18 protein-coding genes are annotated in these 19783 nt (G+C 63.6%); 1 reads left to right on the top strand and 17 read right to left on the bottom strand.

Annotated elements, in window-relative coordinates; genetic code table 11:
• Positions 1-22: 22 nt before the first annotated feature.
• The 15 genes from trmFO to WMO64_RS13540 all read right to left on the bottom strand — a co-directional run bounded on the left by trmFO (position 23) and on the right by WMO64_RS13540 (position 17448).
• Positions 23-1327 (bottom strand): methylenetetrahydrofolate--tRNA-(uracil(54)-C(5))-methyltransferase (FADH(2)-oxidizing) TrmFO, encoded by a 1305-nt coding sequence (trmFO, locus tag WMO64_RS13610; RefSeq protein ID WP_349232313.1) that lies wholly within the window; start codon positions 1325-1327, stop codon positions 23-25.
• Positions 1328-1387: 60 nt separating this feature from the next.
• Positions 1388-3727 carry a type I DNA topoisomerase gene (topA, locus tag WMO64_RS13605; protein ID WP_349232312.1) on the bottom strand — a complete coding sequence of 780 codons (2340 nt, stop codon included), beginning with the start codon at positions 3725-3727 and terminating at the stop codon, positions 1388-1390.
• A 53-nt stretch (positions 3728-3780) separates the two neighbouring features.
• Positions 3781-5013, bottom strand: a complete 1233-nt coding sequence (dprA, locus tag WMO64_RS13600; protein ID WP_294522082.1) for a DNA-processing protein DprA — start codon at positions 5011-5013, stop codon at positions 3781-3783.
• Between the two features lie 27 nt (positions 5014-5040).
• On the bottom strand, positions 5041-5799 hold the full coding sequence (locus tag WMO64_RS13595) for a TrmH family RNA methyltransferase (protein ID WP_294522079.1): 759 nt from the start codon (positions 5797-5799) through the stop codon (positions 5041-5043).
• A 33-nt stretch (positions 5800-5832) separates the two neighbouring features.
• The gene (locus WMO64_RS13590; protein WP_294522077.1) at positions 5833-6486 is read right to left on the bottom strand and encodes a potassium channel family protein; all 654 of its coding nucleotides are present in this window, start codon (positions 6484-6486) and stop codon (positions 5833-5835) included.
• A gap of 56 nt (positions 6487-6542) precedes the next feature.
• Positions 6543-7892 carry a TrkH family potassium uptake protein gene (locus WMO64_RS13585; protein WP_294522089.1) on the bottom strand — a complete coding sequence of 450 codons (1350 nt, stop codon included), beginning with the start codon at positions 7890-7892 and terminating at the stop codon, positions 6543-6545.
• A gap of 144 nt (positions 7893-8036) precedes the next feature.
• The gene (lysS, locus tag WMO64_RS13580; protein WP_294522074.1) at positions 8037-9539 is read right to left on the bottom strand and encodes a lysine--tRNA ligase; all 1503 of its coding nucleotides are present in this window, start codon (positions 9537-9539) and stop codon (positions 8037-8039) included.
• Between the two features lie 75 nt (positions 9540-9614).
• Positions 9615-10088, bottom strand: a complete 474-nt coding sequence (gene greA, locus WMO64_RS13575; protein ID WP_006573963.1) for a transcription elongation factor GreA — start codon at positions 10086-10088, stop codon at positions 9615-9617.
• A gap of 157 nt (positions 10089-10245) precedes the next feature.
• Complete coding sequence (locus WMO64_RS13570; protein ID WP_349232311.1) at positions 10246-10992, bottom strand: hypothetical protein; 747 nt, start codon at positions 10990-10992, stop codon at positions 10246-10248.
• 161 nt (positions 10993-11153) lie between these two features.
• The gene (locus WMO64_RS13565; RefSeq protein ID WP_349232310.1) at positions 11154-12323 is read right to left on the bottom strand and encodes a S41 family peptidase; all 1170 of its coding nucleotides are present in this window, start codon (positions 12321-12323) and stop codon (positions 11154-11156) included.
• A 109-nt stretch (positions 12324-12432) separates the two neighbouring features.
• Entirely contained in the window at positions 12433-13713 is a 1281-nt protein-coding gene (locus WMO64_RS13560) for a murein hydrolase activator EnvC family protein (RefSeq protein ID WP_349232309.1), read from the bottom strand.
• 26 nt (positions 13714-13739) lie between these two features.
• A complete protein-coding gene (gene ftsX / locus WMO64_RS13555) occupies positions 13740-14639 on the bottom strand; it encodes a permease-like cell division protein FtsX (RefSeq protein WP_294522059.1) in 900 nt (299 codons plus the stop codon).
• Complete coding sequence (gene ftsE / locus WMO64_RS13550) at positions 14623-15315, bottom strand: cell division ATP-binding protein FtsE (RefSeq protein WP_148317485.1); 693 nt, start codon at positions 15313-15315, stop codon at positions 14623-14625. The genes ftsX and ftsE overlap by 17 nt, the downstream gene beginning before the upstream one ends.
• A gap of 102 nt (positions 15316-15417) precedes the next feature.
• Complete coding sequence (locus tag WMO64_RS13545) at positions 15418-16509, bottom strand: PucR family transcriptional regulator (RefSeq protein WP_294522054.1); 1092 nt, start codon at positions 16507-16509, stop codon at positions 15418-15420.
• 189 nt (positions 16510-16698) lie between these two features.
• Positions 16699-17448 carry a pseudouridine synthase gene (locus WMO64_RS13540; RefSeq protein ID WP_294522052.1) on the bottom strand — a complete coding sequence of 250 codons (750 nt, stop codon included), beginning with the start codon at positions 17446-17448 and terminating at the stop codon, positions 16699-16701.
• A gap of 102 nt (positions 17449-17550) precedes the next feature.
• Between WMO64_RS13540 and WMO64_RS13535 the strand changes: the two genes are divergently transcribed.
• The gene (locus WMO64_RS13535) at positions 17551-18030 is read left to right on the top strand and encodes a DUF4830 domain-containing protein (RefSeq protein ID WP_294522048.1); all 480 of its coding nucleotides are present in this window, start codon (positions 17551-17553) and stop codon (positions 18028-18030) included.
• 61 nt (positions 18031-18091) lie between these two features.
• Here the strand turns inward: WMO64_RS13535 and WMO64_RS13530 are convergent, their stop codons facing one another.
• Both WMO64_RS13530 and WMO64_RS13525 read right to left on the bottom strand, forming a co-directional pair.
• Positions 18092-18682, bottom strand: coding sequence for a hypothetical protein (locus WMO64_RS13530; RefSeq protein ID WP_294522045.1), 591 nt, complete (start codon positions 18680-18682; stop codon positions 18092-18094).
• A 23-nt stretch (positions 18683-18705) separates the two neighbouring features.
• Positions 18706-19560 (bottom strand): mechanosensitive ion channel family protein, encoded by an 855-nt coding sequence (locus WMO64_RS13525; RefSeq protein ID WP_294522042.1) that lies wholly within the window; start codon positions 19558-19560, stop codon positions 18706-18708.
• Positions 19561-19783 lie beyond the last annotated feature (223 nt).

Raw genomic sequence — 19783 nt, 5'->3', positions numbered from 1 at the left:
GCCTCCTGTCCCATAAAAGGCCTTACTCCGTGTCCAGCTCGGCCAGCTTCTCCAGGGCCCGCCTGGACAGCTCGGCATTCTTATTCCGCTTGCCCTTCACCTTATAGCCCAGAGGCGGGATGATGCCGAAATTCACGTTCATGGGCTGGAAGTCGGTGACGCTCTCGTTGCTGATATACAGCGCCAGGGCGCCGGTGGCGGTCTCCTGGGGGAAGTCCACGGGCGGCAGGCCCCGCAGGCGGCGGGACAGCTCCAGCGCCGCCAGGAAGCCGGAGGCGGTGGACTCCACATACCCCTCCACGCCGGTGATCTGACCGGCAAAGCAGATGCGGGGGTCCTTCTTCACCCGGTAGTACCGGTCCAGCAGCCGGGGGGAGTCCAGATAGGTGTTGCGGTGCATGACCCCGTAGCGGACAAACTCGGCGTTCTTCAGGGCGGGGATCATGGAGAACACCCGCCGCTGCTCCGGCCACTTCAGGTGGGTCTGGAAGCCCACCAGGTTGTAGATGGTGCCGTCGGCGTTGTCCTTGCGCAGCTGCACCACCGCAAAGGGCTCCTTGCCCGTCTTGGGGTCCTTCAGGCCCCGGGGCTTCAGGGGGCCGTAGCACAGGGTGTCGTGGCCCCGGCGGGCCATGACCTCCACGGGCATGCAGCCCTCGAACACGTTCTTGTCCTCAAAGCCGTGGACCTCCGCCTCCTGGGCGGCGCACAGCTCGGTCCAGAAGGCCTCGTACTCCTCCGCGGTCAGGGGGCAGTTGATATAGTCCGGGGTGCCCTTGTCGTACCGGGAGGCGAAAAAGGCGCTGTCCATGTCCACGCTCTCAAAGGTCACCAGAGGCGCGGCGGCGTCGAAGAAATTCAGGTAGTGGCTCTCAGGGAAAAAGGCCCTGATGTCCTCGGCCAGGGCGTCAGAGGTCAGAGGGCCGGAGGCCACGATGACCTGTCCCTCCGCCGGAAGGTGCTCCACCTCCCCCTCCACCACGGTGATGAGGGGATGGCTGCGGATCTTGTCCGTAATGGCCTGGGCAAAGCCGTGGCGGTCCACCGCCAGGGCCCCGCCCGCCTCCACCCGGTGCTCGTCGGCGCAGGACAGGATCAGGGAGCCCATGCGCCGCAGCTCCTCCTTCAGCAGGCCCACCGCATTCTCCAGCTGGTCGGACCGCAGGGAGTTGGAGCACACCAGCTCGCCAAACCAGGGCGTGTGGTGGGCGGGGGTCATCTTCTCCGGCTTCATCTCCCGCAGCTCCACCGGGATACCCCGCTGGGCCAGCTGCCACGCGGCCTCGGACCCGGCCAGGCCCGCGCCGATTACAATCACTGGTTCCATCGTATCTCCTTTGTATCGCAAGAGGGCAGGGGCGGGCGCTTCCCCGTCCCTGCCCCAGGGTTATTCCTCGGTCTTGGCGGCCTTCTTGGCCGTTGTCTTTTTGGCGGCGGGCTTGGCAGCCGCCTTCTTGGCCGCGGGTTTCTTGGCGGCGGGCTTCTTCTCCGCCGTCTTTTTCTCCGCCGGCTTCTTGGCTGCCGTCTTTTTGGCGGCGGCCTTTTTCGGCTTCTCCTCCCCCTCGGCGGGGGCGGCCTCTGCGGCCGTGCCCTCGGCGGCGGGCTTCTTCTTGTAGCCCCGCTGGTCCTCGGGCAGGAAGTTGGGGCACTCGGGGTTGATGCAGAAGGGCTTGCGGAACCCCTTGCCCGACTTCTTGAACATGGTGTGGCCGCAGGAGGGGCAGTTGTCCTTCACCGGCACGTCCCAGGTCATGAAGTCGCACTTCACGCCGTTGCGGCCGGAGTTGTTCTCGCAGCCGTAGTAGGCAAATCCCCGCTTGGAGGTCTTTTTCAGAATCCGTCCGCCGCACTTGGGGCAGCGGCCGGGCATCTCGATCACAATGGGCTGGGTGTGGTCGCACTCGGGCCAGCCGGGGCAGGCCAGGAACCGGCCGAACCGGCCCGACTTGATGACCAGGTTCCGGCCGCACTTGGGGCAGATCTCCTCGGAGACCTCGTCGGGCACCTTGATGCGCTCGCCGTCCAGGTCCTTCTCCGCCTGCTGGAGCTCCTTCTCAAAGCCGCCGTAGAAGCCGCTGATGAGCTCCCGCCAGTTGACCTTGCCGGTCTCCACCTCGTCCAGCTGCTCCTCCATGTGGGCGGTAAAGGCGGTGTCCACGATGTCGGGGAACTTGTCCTTCATCAGCCCGGTGACCACCTCGCCCAGGGGCGTGGTGCGCAGGTACTTGCCCTCCTTCACCACGTACTCCCGGTCCAGAATGGTGGACACGGTGGGGGCGTAGGTGGAGGGTCGGCCGATGCCCTTCTCCTCCAGGGCCTTGATGAGGGTGGCCTCGGTGTAGCGGGCGGGGGGCTGGGTGAAGTGCTGGTCCCGGTTGAGCTTCCGCAGGTCCAGGGGCTCCCCCTCCTTCAGGTCGGGCAGCGGGGACTGGAACTCGTCCTCCTCCTCATCCTTGCCCTCCACGTACACCGCCATATAGCCGGAGAACTTGATGGCCGAGTGGTTGGCCCGGAAGGTGTACCCGGCGGACTCCACGTCGATGGTCACGCTGTCGTACACGGCGGCGGCCATCTGGCAGGCCAGGAACCGGCTCCAGATCAGCTTGTAGAGCCGGTACTGCTCGCTGGTCAGGTCCTTCTTCACGTCGTCGGGGGTCAGGTTCACGTCGGAGGGACGGATGGCCTCGTGGGCGTCCTGGGCGCCCGATTTGGCCTTGTAGACCCGGGGCTTGCCCGGATAGTACTCCTGGCCGTAACGGCCCAGGATGAAGCTCCTGGCGGCCGCCGTGGCCTCCTCGGACAGGCGCAGGGAGTCGGTTCTCATATAGGTGATGAGGCCCACGGTGCCCTCCCCCGCGATGTCCACGCCCTCATAGAGCTGCTGGGCGATGGACATGGTCCGCCGGGGGGTCATGTTCAGCTTGCGGGAGGCCTCCTGCTGGAGGGTAGAGGTGGTGAAGGGGGGCGCGGGGTTGCGCTGCTTGTCCTGCCGCTTCACGCCCCGCACCGAGAAGGGGGCGTGCTCCACGGCGGACACCACCGCGTTGACCTCCTCCTCGCTGTGGAGCTCCATCTTCTTCTCCCGGCCGTAGAAGGCCGCCTTGAACTTGCCCGCAGCGGGGGCCACCCGCTCCAGCTCGGCCTCCAGGGTCCAGTACTCCTCGGGCTTGAAGTCCCGGATCTCCTGCTCCCGCTCAGCCACCAGACGGGTGGCCACAGACTGGACCCGGCCCGCGCTCAGGCCACGGCGGATCTTCTTCCACAGCAGCGGGGAGATCTGATAGCCCACGATCCGGTCCAGCACACGCCGGGCCTGTTGGGCGTCCACCAGGTCCATGTCGATGGCCCGGGGGTGGGCGATGGACTCGTTGACCACCTTCTTGGTGATCTCGTTAAAGGTGACCCGGTGGGTCCGCTCGTCGGGCAGACCCAGCAGCTCCTTCAGGTGCCAGGAGATGGCCTCGCCCTCCCGGTCCGGGTCGGTGGCCAGGAAGATCTGGTCGCTCTTCTTGGCGGCCTTCTTCAGGTCGTCGATGACCTCTTCCTTGCCTTTGATGGGCTGGTAGTCCAGGGTGAAGCCGTGCTCCACGTCCACGCCCAGCTTGCTCTTGGGCAGGTCGCGCACGTGGCCCATGGACGCCTTGACCTGGTACCCAGGGCCCAGGTATTTCGTAATGGTCTTGGCCTTGGCCGGAGACTCCACGATAACCAGATTTGTCTTTGCCACGATATACCTCCAAAAGGGGAACCCGCTCGTGTCTTCGGCCCGGCTCCCCCGGCTTATTCTCGCTTCAATATCACGGTGCTCTCAAAACGCCTGCCCGCCTTCTCCTCCACGTAGCCGCGGATCTGCAGCATGGTCAGGGCGCTGGACACCCTGCGGGCGGGGATCTGGGTCAGCTCCACCAGGTCGTCTGTCCGCAATGCCCGCCCCTCCAGGGCCAGGAGAATGTCCCGCTCGTCGTCGGTGAACTCCCCGCCCTGGTCTTGTAAGGTAATATATGCCATTTTTTCAGGGTTGTCAACCGTTTCAGCCGTGACAGTCCGGGGGCGCTCCGGCTCCGCGGGGGCTTCCGGCGCCTCCAGCCGCGCCGCCTCCTCCTGAGCAGGGAGGGGTTCCGGACGGCTCACCCGGCCGGGCAGCAGATACTCATACTCACACAGAATATCCCACCCGGACAGGATCAGCTTGGCCTCGCCCCGCTGGATGAGCAGGTTGGTGCCCCGGCTCATGGGCGCGTCGGCGTTGCCGGGCACCGCGAAGGCGTCCCGGCCCTGGTCCAGGGCCAGGCGCATGGTAATCAAGGTGCCGCTGTGCTCCGTCGCCTCCACGGCAGCCACGCCCAGGGACAATCCGCTGATGATCCGGTTGCGGACGGGAAAGTGTTCGCCCTTGTTCTCCGTCCCCGGCGGGTACTCGGAGATGAGGGCTCCGGCCGCCGCCACATCTTCATAGAGCCAGCGGTTCTCCGGCGGGTAGATGACGTCGGTCCCGCCGCCCAGCACGGACACCACGCTGCCGCCGCCCTTCAGGGCGCCGCGGAGGGCCGCCGCGTCCAGGCCCCGGGCAATGCCGGACACCACCAGCGCGCCCCCTCTGGCCAGCTCCATGCCCAGGCGGCCCGCCATGATCTTGCCATACTCCGTGGGCCGCCGACTGCCCACCACGCCCACGGTCACCAGCTCGTCGAAGGGGAACAGCTTCCCCTTCACATAGAGCACGCAGGGGGGATTCTCAATCTGCCGCAGGCGCTCGGGGTACTCCGCGTCCTGGATGGTGAGGATGCGGATGCCCAGCCGGTCGCAGTCGGCCAGGATGCGCTCAGCCCCGTCCAGGTTCTTGTCCAGCAGGGCCCGCTGCTGCCACTCGGTCAGGCCCCACAGGCGGTACTCCTCCCGGTCGGCAAAGTAGGCCGCCTCGGGCGTGCCGAAGCGGTCCAGCAGTTGAAAGGTCTGAAGGGGCGTGATACCCCGCCGCGTGGTGAGCCAGATCCAGTATTTCAGCGCTGCCACAGCCGTCCCCTCCTATTATTTCATTTTTTACCGGCACATCTCCCACAGCACCACCCCGGCCGCCATGGCGGCGTTCAGGGACTCGCACCGCTCCCGCATGGGGATCTTGATGGTCCGCCGGCACAGGGACAGGGCCTCGTCCGAGATGCCCTGTCCTTCGCTGCCGATGACCACGGCGGCCCGCTTCAGGTCCACGTCCCGCACGTCCACCGTATCCGCCCGGAGGGCGGTGGCGTAGAGGGGGATGTCCGCCCCGTCCAGCAGGGCCCGGACGGTCTCCAGGTCCGCCTCCCAGGCGGGCAGGCGGAAGCAGGCCCCCATGGTGGCCCGGATGGTCTTGGGGCTCCAGGGGTCGGCACAGCCGTTGACCAGCAGCAGTCCGTCGGCCCCGAAGGCGTCGGCGGTGCGCCAGATGGTGCCCAGATTGCCCGGGTCCTGGACGCCGTCCAGCACCAGGTAGCGGCTGCCGGTCAGCTTGTCCGGCGGCGTGAGCGCCGGGGTGCGGCACACGGCCAGCAGCCCCTGGGGCGTCTCCACCGAGGAGACCGCCTGGAGCAGGCTGTCGGGCACCTCCACCTGACGGGTCTCCTGGGACAGGCCCTGAGGAAACGGGCTCCCCTCCGCCGCCAGCACGGTCTCCACGCAGGCCCCCCACTTCAGGGCCTCCCCGATCAGCTTGGGCCCCTCGCAGACGAATACCCCCTCTTTCCTCCGCTGGGCGCGGCTGTGCCCCAACTTTTTAATGCGGACCATCAGGGGATTCTGCCGGCTGGTAATGTGCTCCATAGGGGCCTCCTTGTCTCTGTGTCAGCCTGCCGCTTACAGGTCGTGCAGGCGGTTGATGTCCTCGTTCCGGCCCAGGGTGACCACCGCGTCCTTGGTCTCCAGCACGTAGTCGCCGCCGGGGGACACCTCCAGCTGGCCGGTGCTCCCCTTGCGGACGGCGATGATGTTGACGTGGTACTTGGCCCGGACGTCCAGGTCCCGGATGGACCGGCGCTGCCAGCTCTTGGGGATCTCCAGCTCCACAATGCCGAAGTCCTCGGAAAGCTCAATAAAATTGAGTACATTGGAGCTGGACAGCCCCTGGGCCAGCTTGACGCCCATCTCATGTTCGGGGAACACCACCCGGTCGGCGCCAATTTTCTCCAGTACCTTCCGGTGGACATGGCTCTGGGCCTTGCAGATGACCCGCTTGACGCCAATCTCCTTCAGATTCAGCGTAATCAGAGCGCTGTTGCCCACGTCGTCGCCCACAGCCACAATGGCGCAGTCGTAATTGCGCACACCCAGGGCACGGAGCACGGCGGGATCCCGTGCATCGCCGGCCACGGCATGGGTAACCCGGTCGGCCACCTGCTGTATGCCTTCCTCGCTGGCATCAATGGCCAGCACCTCGTGCCCCAGCTCACAAAGCTCAGTGGCCACGGCAGTGCCGAAACGTCCCAGTCCAATGACAACAAAAGTCTTCATGATAATTCACCTTTCTCCGCTGTTGGCGGATGCAGAATCGACGGCTCTGTCTGCCGTCAGCCGATCATAACGTCCAGATTCGGATATTTGATTTTTGCCGGATAGCGGCTCCTGGTCAGGAATGCCATGGAGAAGGTAAGAACACCGATACGGCCCAGATACATCAGGCAGATAAGAATCACGTGAGAAACAGGACTCAGGGAAGGCGTAATGCCCACGGTCACGCCCACCGTGCCCAGTGCCGACGCTGTTTCAAAGGCGGCATGAAGATAGGGTACCCCATCCGCCAGAGAGATCAGAATGGAGCCTGTCATAAACAGGAATACGATGATCAGCGCCAGTGTCATGGCGTCGATGACCTTTCGGTAAGAGATGGCCCGCCCCCGGATGGTCACCTGCTCCCGGCCGGCCAGATTGGCCCGCAGGCTCAGCAGCAGCAGCGCCGCCGTCACCGTCTTCAGTCCGCCGGCTGTGGAGCCCGAGGATCCGCCGATCAGCATCAGGACGCAGGAGACCACAATGGAGCTGTCCTGCAGACCGCCCTGATTAAAGGATGCAAAGCCCGCCGTACGCAGCGTCACAGATTGGAACATCGCGTTGAGCACCTTCTGGGGCAGCGGCATGGATCCAAAGGTGGCGGGGTTGTTGTACTCCACGCACAGGAAGAACACAGCGCCGCAAATCAGCAGCCCGGCAGTAATGGTGAGCACCATTTTCGTGTAAAAGGAAAAGCCTTTCCATCTTTTGACCCGAAGCATATCCTCCCATACGAAAAAGCCCAGACCGCCGGACACGATCAGCACCATAATCGTGCCCAGCACCAGCGGATCGTTGTTGTACCCTTCCAGACTTGTAAAGGCGCCGAACTTTCCACCTACCAAATCGAATCCGGCGTTGCAGAAGGCGGAAATGGCGTGGAAAATTCCCCGCCAGATGCCGCCCAGAAGGCCAAACTGAGGAATAAACCGGGTAGAGAGCACCACTGCGCCGATACCCTCCATGGTGAATGTCACCATCAGCGCATGACGTACCACCCGGACCACGCCGTCCATGTCGTTCAGGTTCAGCGTGGATGCTATGATCAGCCGCTCAGACAAGCCGATACGGCGGCGCAGCAGCAGTGAGAACAGCGACAGCACGGTCATAAAGCCCAGGCCGCCCACCTGTATCAGCAGAATAATGACCAACTGGCCAAAGAAGGTCCAGCTCATGCCCGTGTCCACCGGGATGAGACCGGTCACGCAGGTGGCGGAGGTGGCGGTGAACAGGCTGGTAAGAAATCCGGCGCTCTGGCCGTTCTGGGATGCAATGGGCAGCATCAGCAGCAGCGTTCCCAACAGAATAATGATAGCGAAGCTCCCAGCCACCATGCGGGTGGCATTCATACTCTTTCTCCGGATCAGCATGTCTCTGAACCAGATACCGATATATTTTTTCAAACTAACGCCTCCACAGTATAGCGGGGGCGTGATTCGTTCCGCCATTTTTCCCGTTTTACGCAGAACAGCATACCGAAGGGATGGCTCTCCTCCGGTATGCTGTTTGTGCTATTAATCCAGGGGCTTCATGGTCGGAAACAGAATCACGTCCCGGATGGTATCAGAGTTGGTAAGCATCATCACGCAGCGGTCGATGCCGATGCCCAGGCCGCCCGTGGGGGGCATGCCGTACTCCAGGGCATTGAGGAAGTCCTCGTCCATCATGCCGGCCTCGTCGTCGCCCTTGTCCCGCAGCTCCACCTGCTTCTGGAAGCGCTGGCGCTGATCGATGGGGTCGTTGAGCTCGGAGAAGGCGTTGCCCATCTCGCTGTGGCAGATGAACAGCTCGAACCGCTCGGTGAGCCGGGGGTCCTTGGGGGACCGCTTGGCCAGAGGGGACACGTCCACGGGGTGCATGGTGATGAAGGTGGGCTGGATCAGCTTCTCCTCCACCCGCTGGTCAAACACCTCGTACAGGGCGTTGCCCCAGGTCTTGTCGGCGGTCTCGGGCAGCTCCACGCCGATGGACTTGGCGGCCGCCACCGCCTCCTCGTCGGAGGTGATGGCCATAAAGTCCAGGCCGGTGTACTGCTTCACCGCCTCGTGCATGGGCAGCCGGGGCCAGCCGGGGGTCAGGTCGATCTTCTCCCCCTGCCACTCCACCTCGTAGGTGCCCAGGATCTTCTGGGCGGCGGAGGACAGCAGGTCCTCGAACAGGTCCATCATGTCGTGGAAATCAGCAAAGGCCTCGTAGAGCTCCACCGTGGTGAACTCGGGGTTGTGCTTGGGGTCCATGCCCTCGTTGCGGAAGATACGGCCCAGCTCGTACACCCGGTCCATGCCGCCCACGATCAGCCGCTTCAGGGGCAGCTCGGTGGCGATGCGCATGTACATGTCGATGTCCAGGGTGTTGTGGTGGGTGATGAAGGGCCGGGCGGTGGCGCCGCCGGAGATGGTGTTGAGCACGGGGGTCTCAACCTCCATATAGCCCCGGTTGTCCAGGAACTCCCGCACGTGCTTGATGAACCGGGAGCGGATCACAAAGGCCTGGCGCACCTCCGGGTTGACGATCAGGTCCACGTACCGCTGGCGGTAACGGGTCTCCTTGTCGGTCAGGCCGTGGAACTTCTCGGGCAGGGGCCGGAGGGACTTGGAGAGCAGGGTCACCTTCTTGGCCTTGACGGAGATCTCCCCCCGCTTGGTGCGGAAGGCCTCGCCTTCCACGCCCACGATGTCGCCGATGTCCACCTTTTTGAACCGGGCGAAAGGCTCCTCACCCAGCTCGTCGATGCGGACGTACAGCTGGATGCGGCCCTGGACGTCCTGCAGGTCGCAGAACATGGCCTTGCCCATGCCCCGCTTGGACATGAGCCGTCCGGCCACGGAGACCGTCTGGCCCTCCATGGTCTCAAAGTTGTCCTTGATCTCCTGGGAGTGGGCGGTCACGCTGTACTTGGTCTGCTGGAAGGGGTCCATGCCCGCGTCCTGCAGGTCCTTCAGCTTGTCCCGGCGGATCTGGAGAAGCTCCGAAAGGGACTGCTCCTCCTGGCGGGGGGCGTTGGTATTCTCTGTCATACTCCTTGCTCCTTATCTTATGGCCGGGTGGTCCCGGCCTCTCTTATGTTGTTCCCGCTGGGGCCGCGCCCCGGCTTACTTGCTGATGGACAGCACCTTGTAGTGGAGCGCGCCCGCGGGGGCCTCCACCACCACGTCCTCGCCCACGCTCTTGCCCAGCAGGGCCCGGCCGAAGGGGGAGTCCTCGGAAATGCGGCCGTTCATGGGGTCGGCCTCCTGGGAGCCCACCACCTCGTAGTCCAGCTCCTCGTTGAACTCCACGTCCAGCACCTTGAGCTTGCTGCCCAGGCGGACGGTCTTGCCGTCGTGGATCTCTTCCTCGATGACCACGCAGTTCTCCAGGATGTTCTCCACCTCGGCGATCCGGGAGTAGAGCTTGCCCTGCTCGTTCTTGGCCTCGTCGTACTCGCTGTTCTCGCTCAGGTCGCCGAAGGAGCGGGCCTCCTTGATCTGATCGGCCACCTCTTTCTCGCGGACTGTCTTCAGATAGACCAGTTCGTCCTTCAGTTCCTTCCAGCGCTCAGGGCTGAGCTTGAATTCTTTCGCCATGCTGCTGCGCACACCTTTCCGTTTCAACAAAATTTCATTCAACCGTCAAGGGACCGGAGCTGGTTCTGCCCGGTCGGTCCCTATTTTTGCGTATAAGAAAAAACACACTATCTCGCAATAGTGACGTTACGTATTATATGTAGTTTGTCTGGTTCTGTCAAGGGCCTTTCCGCCCCAAAAACACCCCCCATGTCATCTTTTTCCCCTCTGGGACCACCTCAGGCGGCTGCGGCAGGCAGCCTGTCTCCCACAGGGCGGCTGTCAGGGGCAGCGGTGCAAAGCCGTCGGGAACAGGCATGGCCGGGCGGAGCGTCAGCCCCAGCAGGCGCAGGGACGGCCCGTGGAGCACCATGGCGGGACCTCCCTCCGGCTCGGATGTTATGGGAGAAAATTCCACGATCAGGTCGGGACGCTCCCGCTCCAGCACCGGCAGGCCGTACTCCCGCCGCAGATAGTCCGCCAGCTCCGCCCCGCCGCCGGGCGCCCGCACCTCCACGCCCCGCACCCGGGCGCACAGCGCCACTGCGGCCTGGAAGAAAGGCCGGGACACCCGGCCGCCCCGCAGCGCCACCACCGCCCGCTCAGGAGGACATACGCCTCCCTCCAGCGCCGCCAGGGCCAGAGGCGCGGCCATGGCCTGGCACATAGGCCCCGGGTCCACGCCCCCCAGGCCCTGTGCCTCCAGCAGGTCCCAGTAGGGAAAGTCCGGCCCGGTCAGCACCCGGCGGACCCCCGCCTCCCTCAGCCGCCGGGCGGCCCGCTCCACCCGCCGCGCCAGCCGCTTCTCATGCCGGCCGCCCATCCCCGGCACCTGCGCCCGGACCAGCGGCAGGCCCATTACCTCTGTCTGCTCCAGCATTATCTTCCGGCCCTTCTCCCCTGTCAGCGCCACATAGCCCAGCATATCCGCTCCCCCGCAGTCCTTGTCGTGAGGCGGCACAGCCGCCCAGGATCAGAGGAAGTATATTCTCCCGGGCCCGTCTCCATGCCATGGAAAAGCCCGGCGGCGTCCCCTCCGGGACAGCCGCCGGGCTGCGCCGACGATTTGACTCGCAGACAATGGGCTTATGCCGCGCCCAGCAGCTCCAGGGCGGCCTGGAGCTGGGCGTCCTCCCCGTGGGGCAGCTGGCCCGCCAGCAGCAGCTGTCCCTCCTCCTCGGAGAGGTACACCTCCCGGTCCAGGGTGACGCCCGTGCCGATGAGGGAGACGCCGTTGCCGGTGAAATACTTCTCGGTGGAGATGCCCAGGCCGCCGCCGCCGGACAGCGGGAAAGTCTGCTGGGAGTAACCCTTGCCGGAGGTGGGCTCCCCTACGATCACCCCCACCCCCTGCTCCTGGAGCTCAGCGCCGAAAAACTCGGCGGCAGAGTAGGTGTCCGCGTTGACCAGGGTGGCCATGGGCAGGTCGATAAAATGGGCGTCCGAGTTGGTCACCTTCTCGTTGCCCTCCCGGTCCTGCTGGCGGAAAATGGGCCCCTCGGGCAGCAGATAGTCCAGCATCTCGGTGAGCTCGTCCAGATAGCCGCCGCCGTTGTTGCGCATGTCGAACACCAGCGCCGTGGCGCCCTGGGCCACCAGGTCGTCCACCGCCTCCTTCACCCGGTCGGCGCTGCGGCGGTAGAAGTTCTTCACCTGGATATAGCCCACGCCGCTCTCCAGCAGCTCGTACTCCACCGGGTCGGTCTCCAGCTGGGCCCGGGTGGCGGTGACGGTGCGCACCGTGCCGTCGGCGCCCCGGACCTCCAGCTCCACGGTGGTGCCCGCCTCGCCCTGGATCAGGTCGGCGCCGTCATACCGGGCGTCTCCGGCCAGGGAGGTGCCGTCCACCGCGGTGATCACATCCCCCACCTGGAGCCCGGCCTGATCGGCGGGGCCGTCCTCGGTGACCGCGATGACCGTAAGGCCGGCCTCGTCGGTATAGTTGACCGTGACGCCGATGCCGGTATACACGTTCTGGCGGCGCTGCTGGGTGGCGGCGTAGCTCTCCGGGTCCAGATAGTAGGACCAGCGGTCGTTCAGGCCGGACACCATGCCGGTCATGGCCGCGTCCACCACCTCGCTCTCCTCATACTCCCCCACAAACCGGGTGTTGACAAGGGCCAGCCCCTCCAGCAGGGTGAGGGCCTGGGGGCCGATGAACGCCCAGGCGGCCAGGGCCACGCCGCCCAGGGTAACGGCCAGGGTGATCACCACGGCCAGGATCAGGGCCAGGGGGGAAAATCGCTTTTTTCTCATTGGAATGCTTCCTTTCAGGGCAGAGATTGTACGGATGCGTTATAAAAAACCGGAAGCGGGTGGGGGTGTCTCCCCCGCCCGCTCCCGTCATAAGCACATTCTTCTGTTGTCAGGTGTTGTACTGGCGGTAGAAGGGCAGGTCGGGCCAGTACTGCTCCGGGTCCACCCGGGTGCCGTTGACCCGGATCTCCAGGTGGAGATGGTTGCCGGTGGAGTTGCCCGTGGAGCCCACGTAGCCGATGACGTCGCCCTGGCTGACCACGTCGCCCGCGCTCACCGCCCGGCTGCTCATGTGGGCGTAGAGGCTGGTAGTGCCGTCGCCGTGGCTGATGACCACATAGTTGCCGTAGGAGCTGCCGTACTCCGAGATGGTGACCACGCCGCTCTTCACCGCCTTGATGGGCGTGCCGTAGGGCGCGGCGATGTCCGTGCCGGTGTGGCTGTGGGGCCGGCCGGTGATTGGGTGGATCCGGTAGCCGAAGGCCGAGGTCAGGGTCATGCAGCTGGTGGGCAGGGGGTAGAGCCAGCCGTTGCTGACGGTGAACTGGATCTGGTTCTTCTTGATCAGCTCCTCCAGCTCGGCCTCACGCTCAGCGATCTCGTCGTTGACCCGGGCCTCCTCGGCGGCCTGGGCCTCCAGCAGCCGCTCATACTCGGCCACGTCGTCCTCCAGGTTCTTCAGCACCTGGGCGGCCTGCTCCACCTTGACGGCCTGGTCCGCACGCTGCTGGTCCAGCAGGGTCTTCTGGTTGGCCTGCTCGGTGCGGGAGCTCTCCAGCGAGGCAAGGGCGTCGGCCACCGCCTGGCGGTCCGCCTTGAGCTGCTCGATCACCGCGTTGTCGTAGTCCATCACGTCCTGGACAAACACCAGCTTGTCCAGCATGTCGGAAAAGCTGCTGGCATTGAAGAGGATGGCCCAGTAGGAGACGTTGCCCGCCTCCTCCATGGCCCGCACCCGCTGGCAGAAGAGCTCGTACTGGGCCTCTTCCTTGGCCTGGGCCTCGGCCAGATTGGCGGTCTCCTCCTCGATGAGCTGGTCATAGTAGGCGATCTGGCTCTCCGTGTTGGCGATCTGCTGGTCGATGTAGGCCAGCTCCTGGTCCCGGAGCTGCTTCTCCTGCATGGCCTTGTCCTTCTGGCCCTGGACCTGTTCCAGCTGGCTCTGGAGCTCCTCCTTCTTGCTCTCCACGTCGGAGGCGCTCCCCTTCAGGTCCTCGATCTGCTGCCGGAGCTCATCCTCGGTCACGGCCCGTGCCGCGGGCATGGCCATGGTCAGGATGGGCAGGAGCAGAAGCACCACCATCACACAGGCCAGGACCGCCATCAGGACCCTTCTGGTGTCCCATACCTTCTTCTTTCCCGTCTTCTGGTTCTGTTGTTTCTGTGCCATGAGTATCTCCTTTTTTGTTGTTCCCCTTATACCTGCAGGAACTTGCCGATGGCCACCATACTGCCGCCCACGCCCACCACCAGGCCGGTGCCGCAGAAGATGCCCAGCACCTTCAGCGCCATGGCGTCAAAGGGGATGATGGTGATGAGCTGGATGGTGTCGGACGTCTCGATGGCCTGGCCGATGAGGCTGTACACCCCCCACTGGAGCAGGAAGGCCACCACCGCGCCCACAAGGCCCAGGATCATGCCCTCCACCACAAAGGGCCAGCGCACAAAGCTGTTGGTGGCGCCGCACATCTTCATGATGGCGATCTCGTCCCGCCGGGTGAAGGTACCCAGCTTGATGGTGTTGGCGATGATGAACAGGGACATGACCACCAGCATGACCACCAGGATAATGGCGACGCCGCTGGCCACGTTGCTCACCACCACAAAGCCCTGGGCGATCTCCGGGATGGCCTGGATATTCACCACGCCGGGCACCGCCTCCACCGCCGCCACGGTGGCGGAGAACTGCTCAATGTCCGTGACCTTGATGCTGTACCGGTCCCGGAACACCTCGTCGGGCAGCTCCAGGAACAGGTCGGCGTCCTCTCCGCTGGCGTACTCCTCCACGTAGTCCTCTTTGGCGGTCTCCTTGCTGATGAACTCCACCGAGGCCACGTTGGGCACCGCCTCCAGCGTGCCCTTCAGGGCCGCCACATCCTCCGCGGACAGGTTCTCATCCACGTAGGCCAGGAACTCGTTGTCCCGCTCCAGTTCGCCCAGCATCTCCCCCACGTTGACCGCCACCAGGGAGAAGGAGCCCATGATCAGAAGGCAGGCCACGATCATACACACGGCGGCAAAGGACATGAGACCGTGGGTAAAGATACTGTGGACGCCCTCGGAGAGAAAATAGCCGAAATTAAAACGTTGTCTCATTGTTGTAATACCCGCCTGTCTCGTCGCTGATAATCCTGCCGCTCTCAATGGCCACCACCCGCTTGGAGAAGCGGTTGACCAGCTCCTTCTCGTGGGTGACCACCAGCATGGTGGTGCCCAGCTCGTTGATGCGCTCCAGCAGCATCATGATCTCCAGGGAGCGCTGGGGGTCCAGGTTGCCGGTGGGCTCGTCGGCGATGATCATGCTGGGATTGTTCACCAGCGCCCGGGCGATGGCCACACGCTGCTGCTCGCCGCCCGAGAGCTGGTTGGGGCACATGTCCTTCTTCTTGGACAGGCCCACCAGATCCAGCACATAGGGGATCCGCTTGCGGATCTCCCGGGAGGAGGCCCCCACCACCCGCATGGCAAAGGTCAGGTTCTCCGCCACCGTCTTCTTCTCGATGAGCCGGAAGTCCTGGAAGATGACCCCCAGGGTGCGCCGGAGATAGGGCACCTGACGGGGCCGGATGGTGTTCAGGTTATAGCCGTTGACCATCAGGCGGCCGTCGGTGGGGGCCACCTCGGCCGTCAGCAGCTTGATGATGGTGGACTTGCCCGAGCCCGAGGGGCCCACCAGAAAGGCGAACTCCCCGTCGTCAATGCGCAGGTTGATCCCCTTCAGGGCCTTTGTGCCGTTGTCATAGGTCTTGTAGATATCGATGAGTCGAATCATAGCTACCTCGTCTGCGTGATCGTTATCATGCGTATCAATGCATATCCATTCAACTACGTATAGGGGACGCCGAGACCGGCGTCCCCTATACGGTTGTCATGTTCAGGAATCAATGCCCCGGGAGATCAGGTACTTCTTGACCATGAGGGCCACCTTGAAGGTGATGGCGTCGTCAAACTCCCGCAGGTCCAGGCCGGTCAGCTTCTTGATCTTCTCCAGGCGGTACACCAGGGTGTTCCGGTGGACAAAGAGCTTGCGGGCCGTCTCGGACACGTTCAGGTTGTTCTCAAAGAACTTGTTGATGGTGAACAGGGTCTCCTGGTCCAGGGCGTCGATGGGGTTCTTCTTGAAGACCTCCTGGAGGAACATCTCACACAGGGTGGTGGGCAGCTGGTAGATCAGACGGCCGATGCCCAGGTTCTCGTAGTTGATGATGCTCTTCTCCGTGTCGAACACCTTGCCCACGTCGATGGCCACCTGGGCCTCCTTGTAGGCCCGGGCCAGGTCCCGGATGTGGTTGACGATGGTGCCGATGCCGATGACCGCCTTCACGTTGAGCTCCTCGGCCAGGGCGTCCTCGATCTGCTTGGCCACCTTGTACAGGTCCTTGCTCTCGGTGGTGTCGGACAGCTGCTTGATGAGGGCCACGTCGGTCTCGCTGATGGAGAGGACGAAGTCCACCTGCTTCTCGGGGAACAGGGACTGGACCACGTCGATGGCGCCCACGTCGGTGGAGCCCACCTGGCGGATCAGGAACACGGCGCGGGGCACCTCGGAGACAAAGTGCAGCTCCTTGGCCCGGACGTAGATATCACCCAAGAGGATGTTGTCGGAGATGATGTTCTTGACAAAGGTGGCCTTGTCATGCTTCTCCTCATAGTAGGTCTTGGCCCCGTTGAGCGCCACGGCAGCCATGGCGCAGATCAGTCTGGACTGCTCGTCCTCCCCGCGGACGAACACGGCGTAGTCAAACTGAGCGCCCCAGCCGGTCAGGGGCTTGAAGGTCTTGCCCTCAAAGGTGACGATCTCGTTTCCCGCGGCGTTCACCGCCTCCACCGCACCGGGCCAACGCTCGCCAATATTGGTCAACTCATTACAGGCCACTACCGTGCCCTCGGAATCGATGACGCCAATGGCTCTGTCTGAGCTCTCTTTCATCTGTAATACGACGCTCTGGAAAATCCTGCTGGACATAGGCGACAGCCTCCCTCAAACTCTATTATCATGGGAACGCACATTTTCCTTTACAGTATAGCGGATTTTTTTGTGCATTTCAATAGGAAACGCAAAAATTTTTGTGGAAATTGCCGAACTCAGTCTGACACTTCCTGAATTTGTGACGACAAGAGGAAAAGTTCGCTGTTTTTTCGCCGTTTTCAGCACTTATTCTGCAAATTCTTTTGTGGATTCTTCTGTTCCAGCTCCTGGAACAGCCCGCAGCTGGTCCAATTCTTCCCCCGTCAGGGGACGCCAGGCCCCCTTCTCCAGGCCCTCGTCCAGCGCCAGGGGGCCCATGGTGAGCCGCTTCAGGTAGCGCACCGGTTTGCCCCGCGCCGCCAGCATCCGTTTGATCTGGTGGTACTTCCCCTCCCGCAGGGTCACGATGGCCTCGTCGGGCGCCTCCAGCAGCTCCAGCCCGGCGGGCAGGCAGACCAGCCCGTCCCCCAGGGTCATGCCGCTCCGGAACGCCTCCACGTCCGACTGGTCCAGCGCCCCATCCACCTGGACAAAGTAGGTCTTGTCCACGTGCTTGCGTGGGGAGAGCAGGTCGTGGGCCAGGGCGCCGTCGTTGGTCAGGAGCAGCAGCCCCTCGGTGTCCCGGTCCAGCCGCCCGGCAGGAAAGAGCCCGATCTTCCGCAGGTGCTCCGGCAGCAGCTCCAGCACTGTGGGCTGCCTGGGGTCCTCCGTGGCCGACACCAGCCCCGCCGGCTTGTGCAGCATCAGGTAGGTGTACCGGGCACAGAGCACGCTCTGTCCGTCCACCCGCAGATCCAGGCCCTCCCGCTGGTACTTCTCCTCCGGGCTGCGCACCGTTCCGCCGTTGGCCGTCACCCGTCCGGCCCGCACCAGCTCCTTTACCTCCCGCCGGGACCACCGCCCCGTGGAGGCCAGAATCTTGTCCAGTCGCTCCATGCTGTCCTCCCTGTCCGTCTGTTTTGCCGCCGCTTTCTGGCATAACCCCTGCCCCGCCCACATATGGATTACCACGACATAAAACGGAGGGAGCGTTGCGCTGTGTTTATCTTTACCGCCAAAGTAGACCGCAGAAAACTCACCGCCGCGGCCGTGGCCGGAGTGGTGCTCTGCGGCGCGCTGGTGGCCCTGTTCGTCCTCCTGGGCGGGAGGGGAACGGCGGTCTCCGCCCTGGTGGACCCCGACGGCGTCAGGACCAACGAGGACCGGGTGGCCTATCTGGAGCAGTACGGCTGGACCGTGGACCCGGAGCCCGCCGCGGTGGAGGAGCTCCTGATCCCGGAGACCTTTGACGAGACCTACGCCCAATACCTGGACCTCCAGGCCAGCCAGGGCTTTGACCTGACCAAATACTGCGGCAAGCGGGTCAAGCGCTACGCCTATACCATCACCAACTACCCCACCGGCGAGACCGGCGTCCAGGCCGGCCTGCTGGTCTACAAAAATACCGTCATCGGCGGCGAGGTGCTCTCCAGCCAGCTGGACGGCTTTATCCACGGCCTGGCCCGTCCCCAGTCCTGAGCAGGGCCGGGCCGCCTGCGGCGCCGTGCGCGTTGGAACGCCCGGCGCTCTTCTCTTTTTCTCAGCGGGCCGTCAGTACCCCCCGGCTCCGGTAGAGAAACACCATGAAGATCAGCCGTACCAGCAGCTGTAATGCCAGATAGACTGCCACCACGGCCAGCATCATCCTGCCGCTCATATGGAGGATAAAGATGGATATGCCGCAGAAAATGCCGCACGCGCCGCACAGCACGCACAGCCGCCAGGTCAGCTCTCCCCTGCGGTCTGTGGCCCCATCCCGCTCCGCCATCAGGCGGCCGGACAGACGGCAGACCACAAAGATCCCTGCCAGCTCCAGCAGCTGGCGCACCACCGCCAGGGAGAGGATCAGGATGGGGTTATCCACGCTCAACGCGGCCAGCAGTCCCACCACAGCGCTGATCCGGGCGCACCAGATGGCCCGCCGGTAGCCGCTCTCCGCAACGGAAGAGGCGGTCAGCCCCACAAACACCAGGAAGAAGACGGCAAGGCATATAATGGCGGAGAGTACCCGCAGGGGCATCAGCACCAGGACCAGCCCCATGGTGTTCAGCAGCACATAGGCTGCGGACAGGCATACGCCGAAAAAAACCTTCATCAGCCCCTGTCCGGCCGCGGAAAATTGCTTCTCCATAGGCAACCGCCTCCTGTGCGCTCTTACTCCCGTATCATATGGACATTCAAATGGTTGTACGTCATCTCGATCCCGTTCTGGTCAAAGGCGGCCTTGACCTGCTCCAGCAGGTCGGAATACAGCGTCCAGTAGTCCTCCGTGGCGCACCACACGCGCACGGCGTACTCAATGGAGCTGTCCTGATAGGCCGAGACCCGGGCAAAGGGCGCCGGGTCCCGCAGCGCCTTGGGATGGCTGCGGATCACCGACTGGATGGTCTCCTTCACCAGCTCCACCGGCGCGTCGTAGGAGGTGTTGAACTTCAGGTCCACCCGGCGGCGCTCCTCGGCGGTATAGTTGGTGATCTTGGCGGAGGAGATCTGGCCGTTGGGGATCATGATCATCTTGTTGTCATAGGTCTTGATCTTGGTATACACCAGGCCGATCTCGCTCACCGTGCCGCTCACGCTGTCCGTCTCGATGTAGTCCCCCGCCTTGAAGGGCTTGGACACCAGCACCTGGATGCCGCCCGCCAGATTGGAGAGGGTGCCCTGGATGGCCAGGGAGATGGCCAGGCCGATGACAGACAACAGCGCGATCAGGGATGTGACCTCTATCCCCACATAGCCCAGGACAATGATAATGGTCACGAACCAGAGCAGGATCTTAACCACGGACTTGATAAAGGTATGGAGCCCCTTCTCAATATTCAGTCGGTCCAGCGCCCGGTTGAGCACCGACATCAGCAGCTTCATGACGATCAGGCACACCGCCAGCAGGAGCACCACATAGAGCACCCTCAGCCACAGGTTCGGGGCCTGAAAAAACTTCGTGAATGCGTTTACGACCTCTTCCGAGTCAGCGCCCACCGCGCTGTCCACAGTAAGACTGCTGTCCACAGGACCGCCCCCTTTCATCAAAATTTACACGGCGCACGCCGCGCAAAAGATCCGCGGGGCGTTTTATCGTAACAGACATTATTATACAACATCCGGCTGCCGATGTGAAGCATATCCTGCATTTTCCCGCCGGCTCCACCCGGCTCGATAAGGTAGAATAAGTTTCGCAAAAAGAAAAAGAGACATGGTTTGCAGATCTCTGGTAGAATGAAGTCGCGACACA

Source organism: Pseudoflavonifractor intestinihominis (genome assembly GCF_040096055.1).
In the GTDB taxonomy this organism is placed as follows: Bacteria; Bacillota; Clostridia; order Oscillospirales; family Oscillospiraceae; genus Pseudoflavonifractor; species Pseudoflavonifractor intestinihominis.
This window is presented reverse-complemented; position numbering and strand designations above follow the sequence as displayed.

Coding starts and splice junctions, on each gene's coding strand:
- trmFO (WP_349232313.1), bottom strand. CDS start 1,327: ATGGAACCAGTGATTGTAATCGGCGCGGGCCTGGCCGGGTCCGAGGCC.
- WMO64_RS13595 (WP_294522079.1), bottom strand. CDS start 5,799: ATGGAGCACATTACCAGCCGGCAGAATCCCCTGATGGTCCGCATTAAA.
- WMO64_RS13590 (WP_294522077.1), bottom strand. CDS start 6,486: ATGAAGACTTTTGTTGTCATTGGACTGGGACGTTTCGGCACTGCCGTG.
- WMO64_RS13585 (WP_294522089.1), bottom strand. CDS start 7,892: ATGCTGATCCGGAGAAAGAGTATGAATGCCACCCGCATGGTGGCTGGG.
- lysS (WP_294522074.1), bottom strand. CDS start 9,539: ATGACAGAGAATACCAACGCCCCCCGCCAGGAGGAGCAGTCCCTTTCG.
- greA (WP_006573963.1), bottom strand. CDS start 10,088: ATGGCGAAAGAATTCAAGCTCAGCCCTGAGCGCTGGAAGGAACTGAAG.
- WMO64_RS13570 (WP_349232311.1), bottom strand. CDS start 10,992: ATGCTGGGCTATGTGGCGCTGACAGGGGAGAAGGGCCGGAAGATAATG.
- WMO64_RS13565 (WP_349232310.1), bottom strand. CDS start 12,323: ATGAGAAAAAAGCGATTTTCCCCCCTGGCCCTGATCCTGGCCGTGGTG.
- WMO64_RS13560 (WP_349232309.1), bottom strand. CDS start 13,713: ATGGCACAGAAACAACAGAACCAGAAGACGGGAAAGAAGAAGGTATGG.
- ftsX (WP_294522059.1), bottom strand. CDS start 14,639: ATGAGACAACGTTTTAATTTCGGCTATTTTCTCTCCGAGGGCGTCCAC.
- ftsE (WP_148317485.1), bottom strand. CDS start 15,315: ATGATTCGACTCATCGATATCTACAAGACCTATGACAACGGCACAAAG.
- WMO64_RS13545 (WP_294522054.1), bottom strand. CDS start 16,509: ATGTCCAGCAGGATTTTCCAGAGCGTCGTATTACAGATGAAAGAGAGC.
- WMO64_RS13540 (WP_294522052.1), bottom strand. CDS start 17,448: ATGGAGCGACTGGACAAGATTCTGGCCTCCACGGGGCGGTGGTCCCGG.
- WMO64_RS13530 (WP_294522045.1), bottom strand. CDS start 18,682: ATGGAGAAGCAATTTTCCGCGGCCGGACAGGGGCTGATGAAGGTTTTT.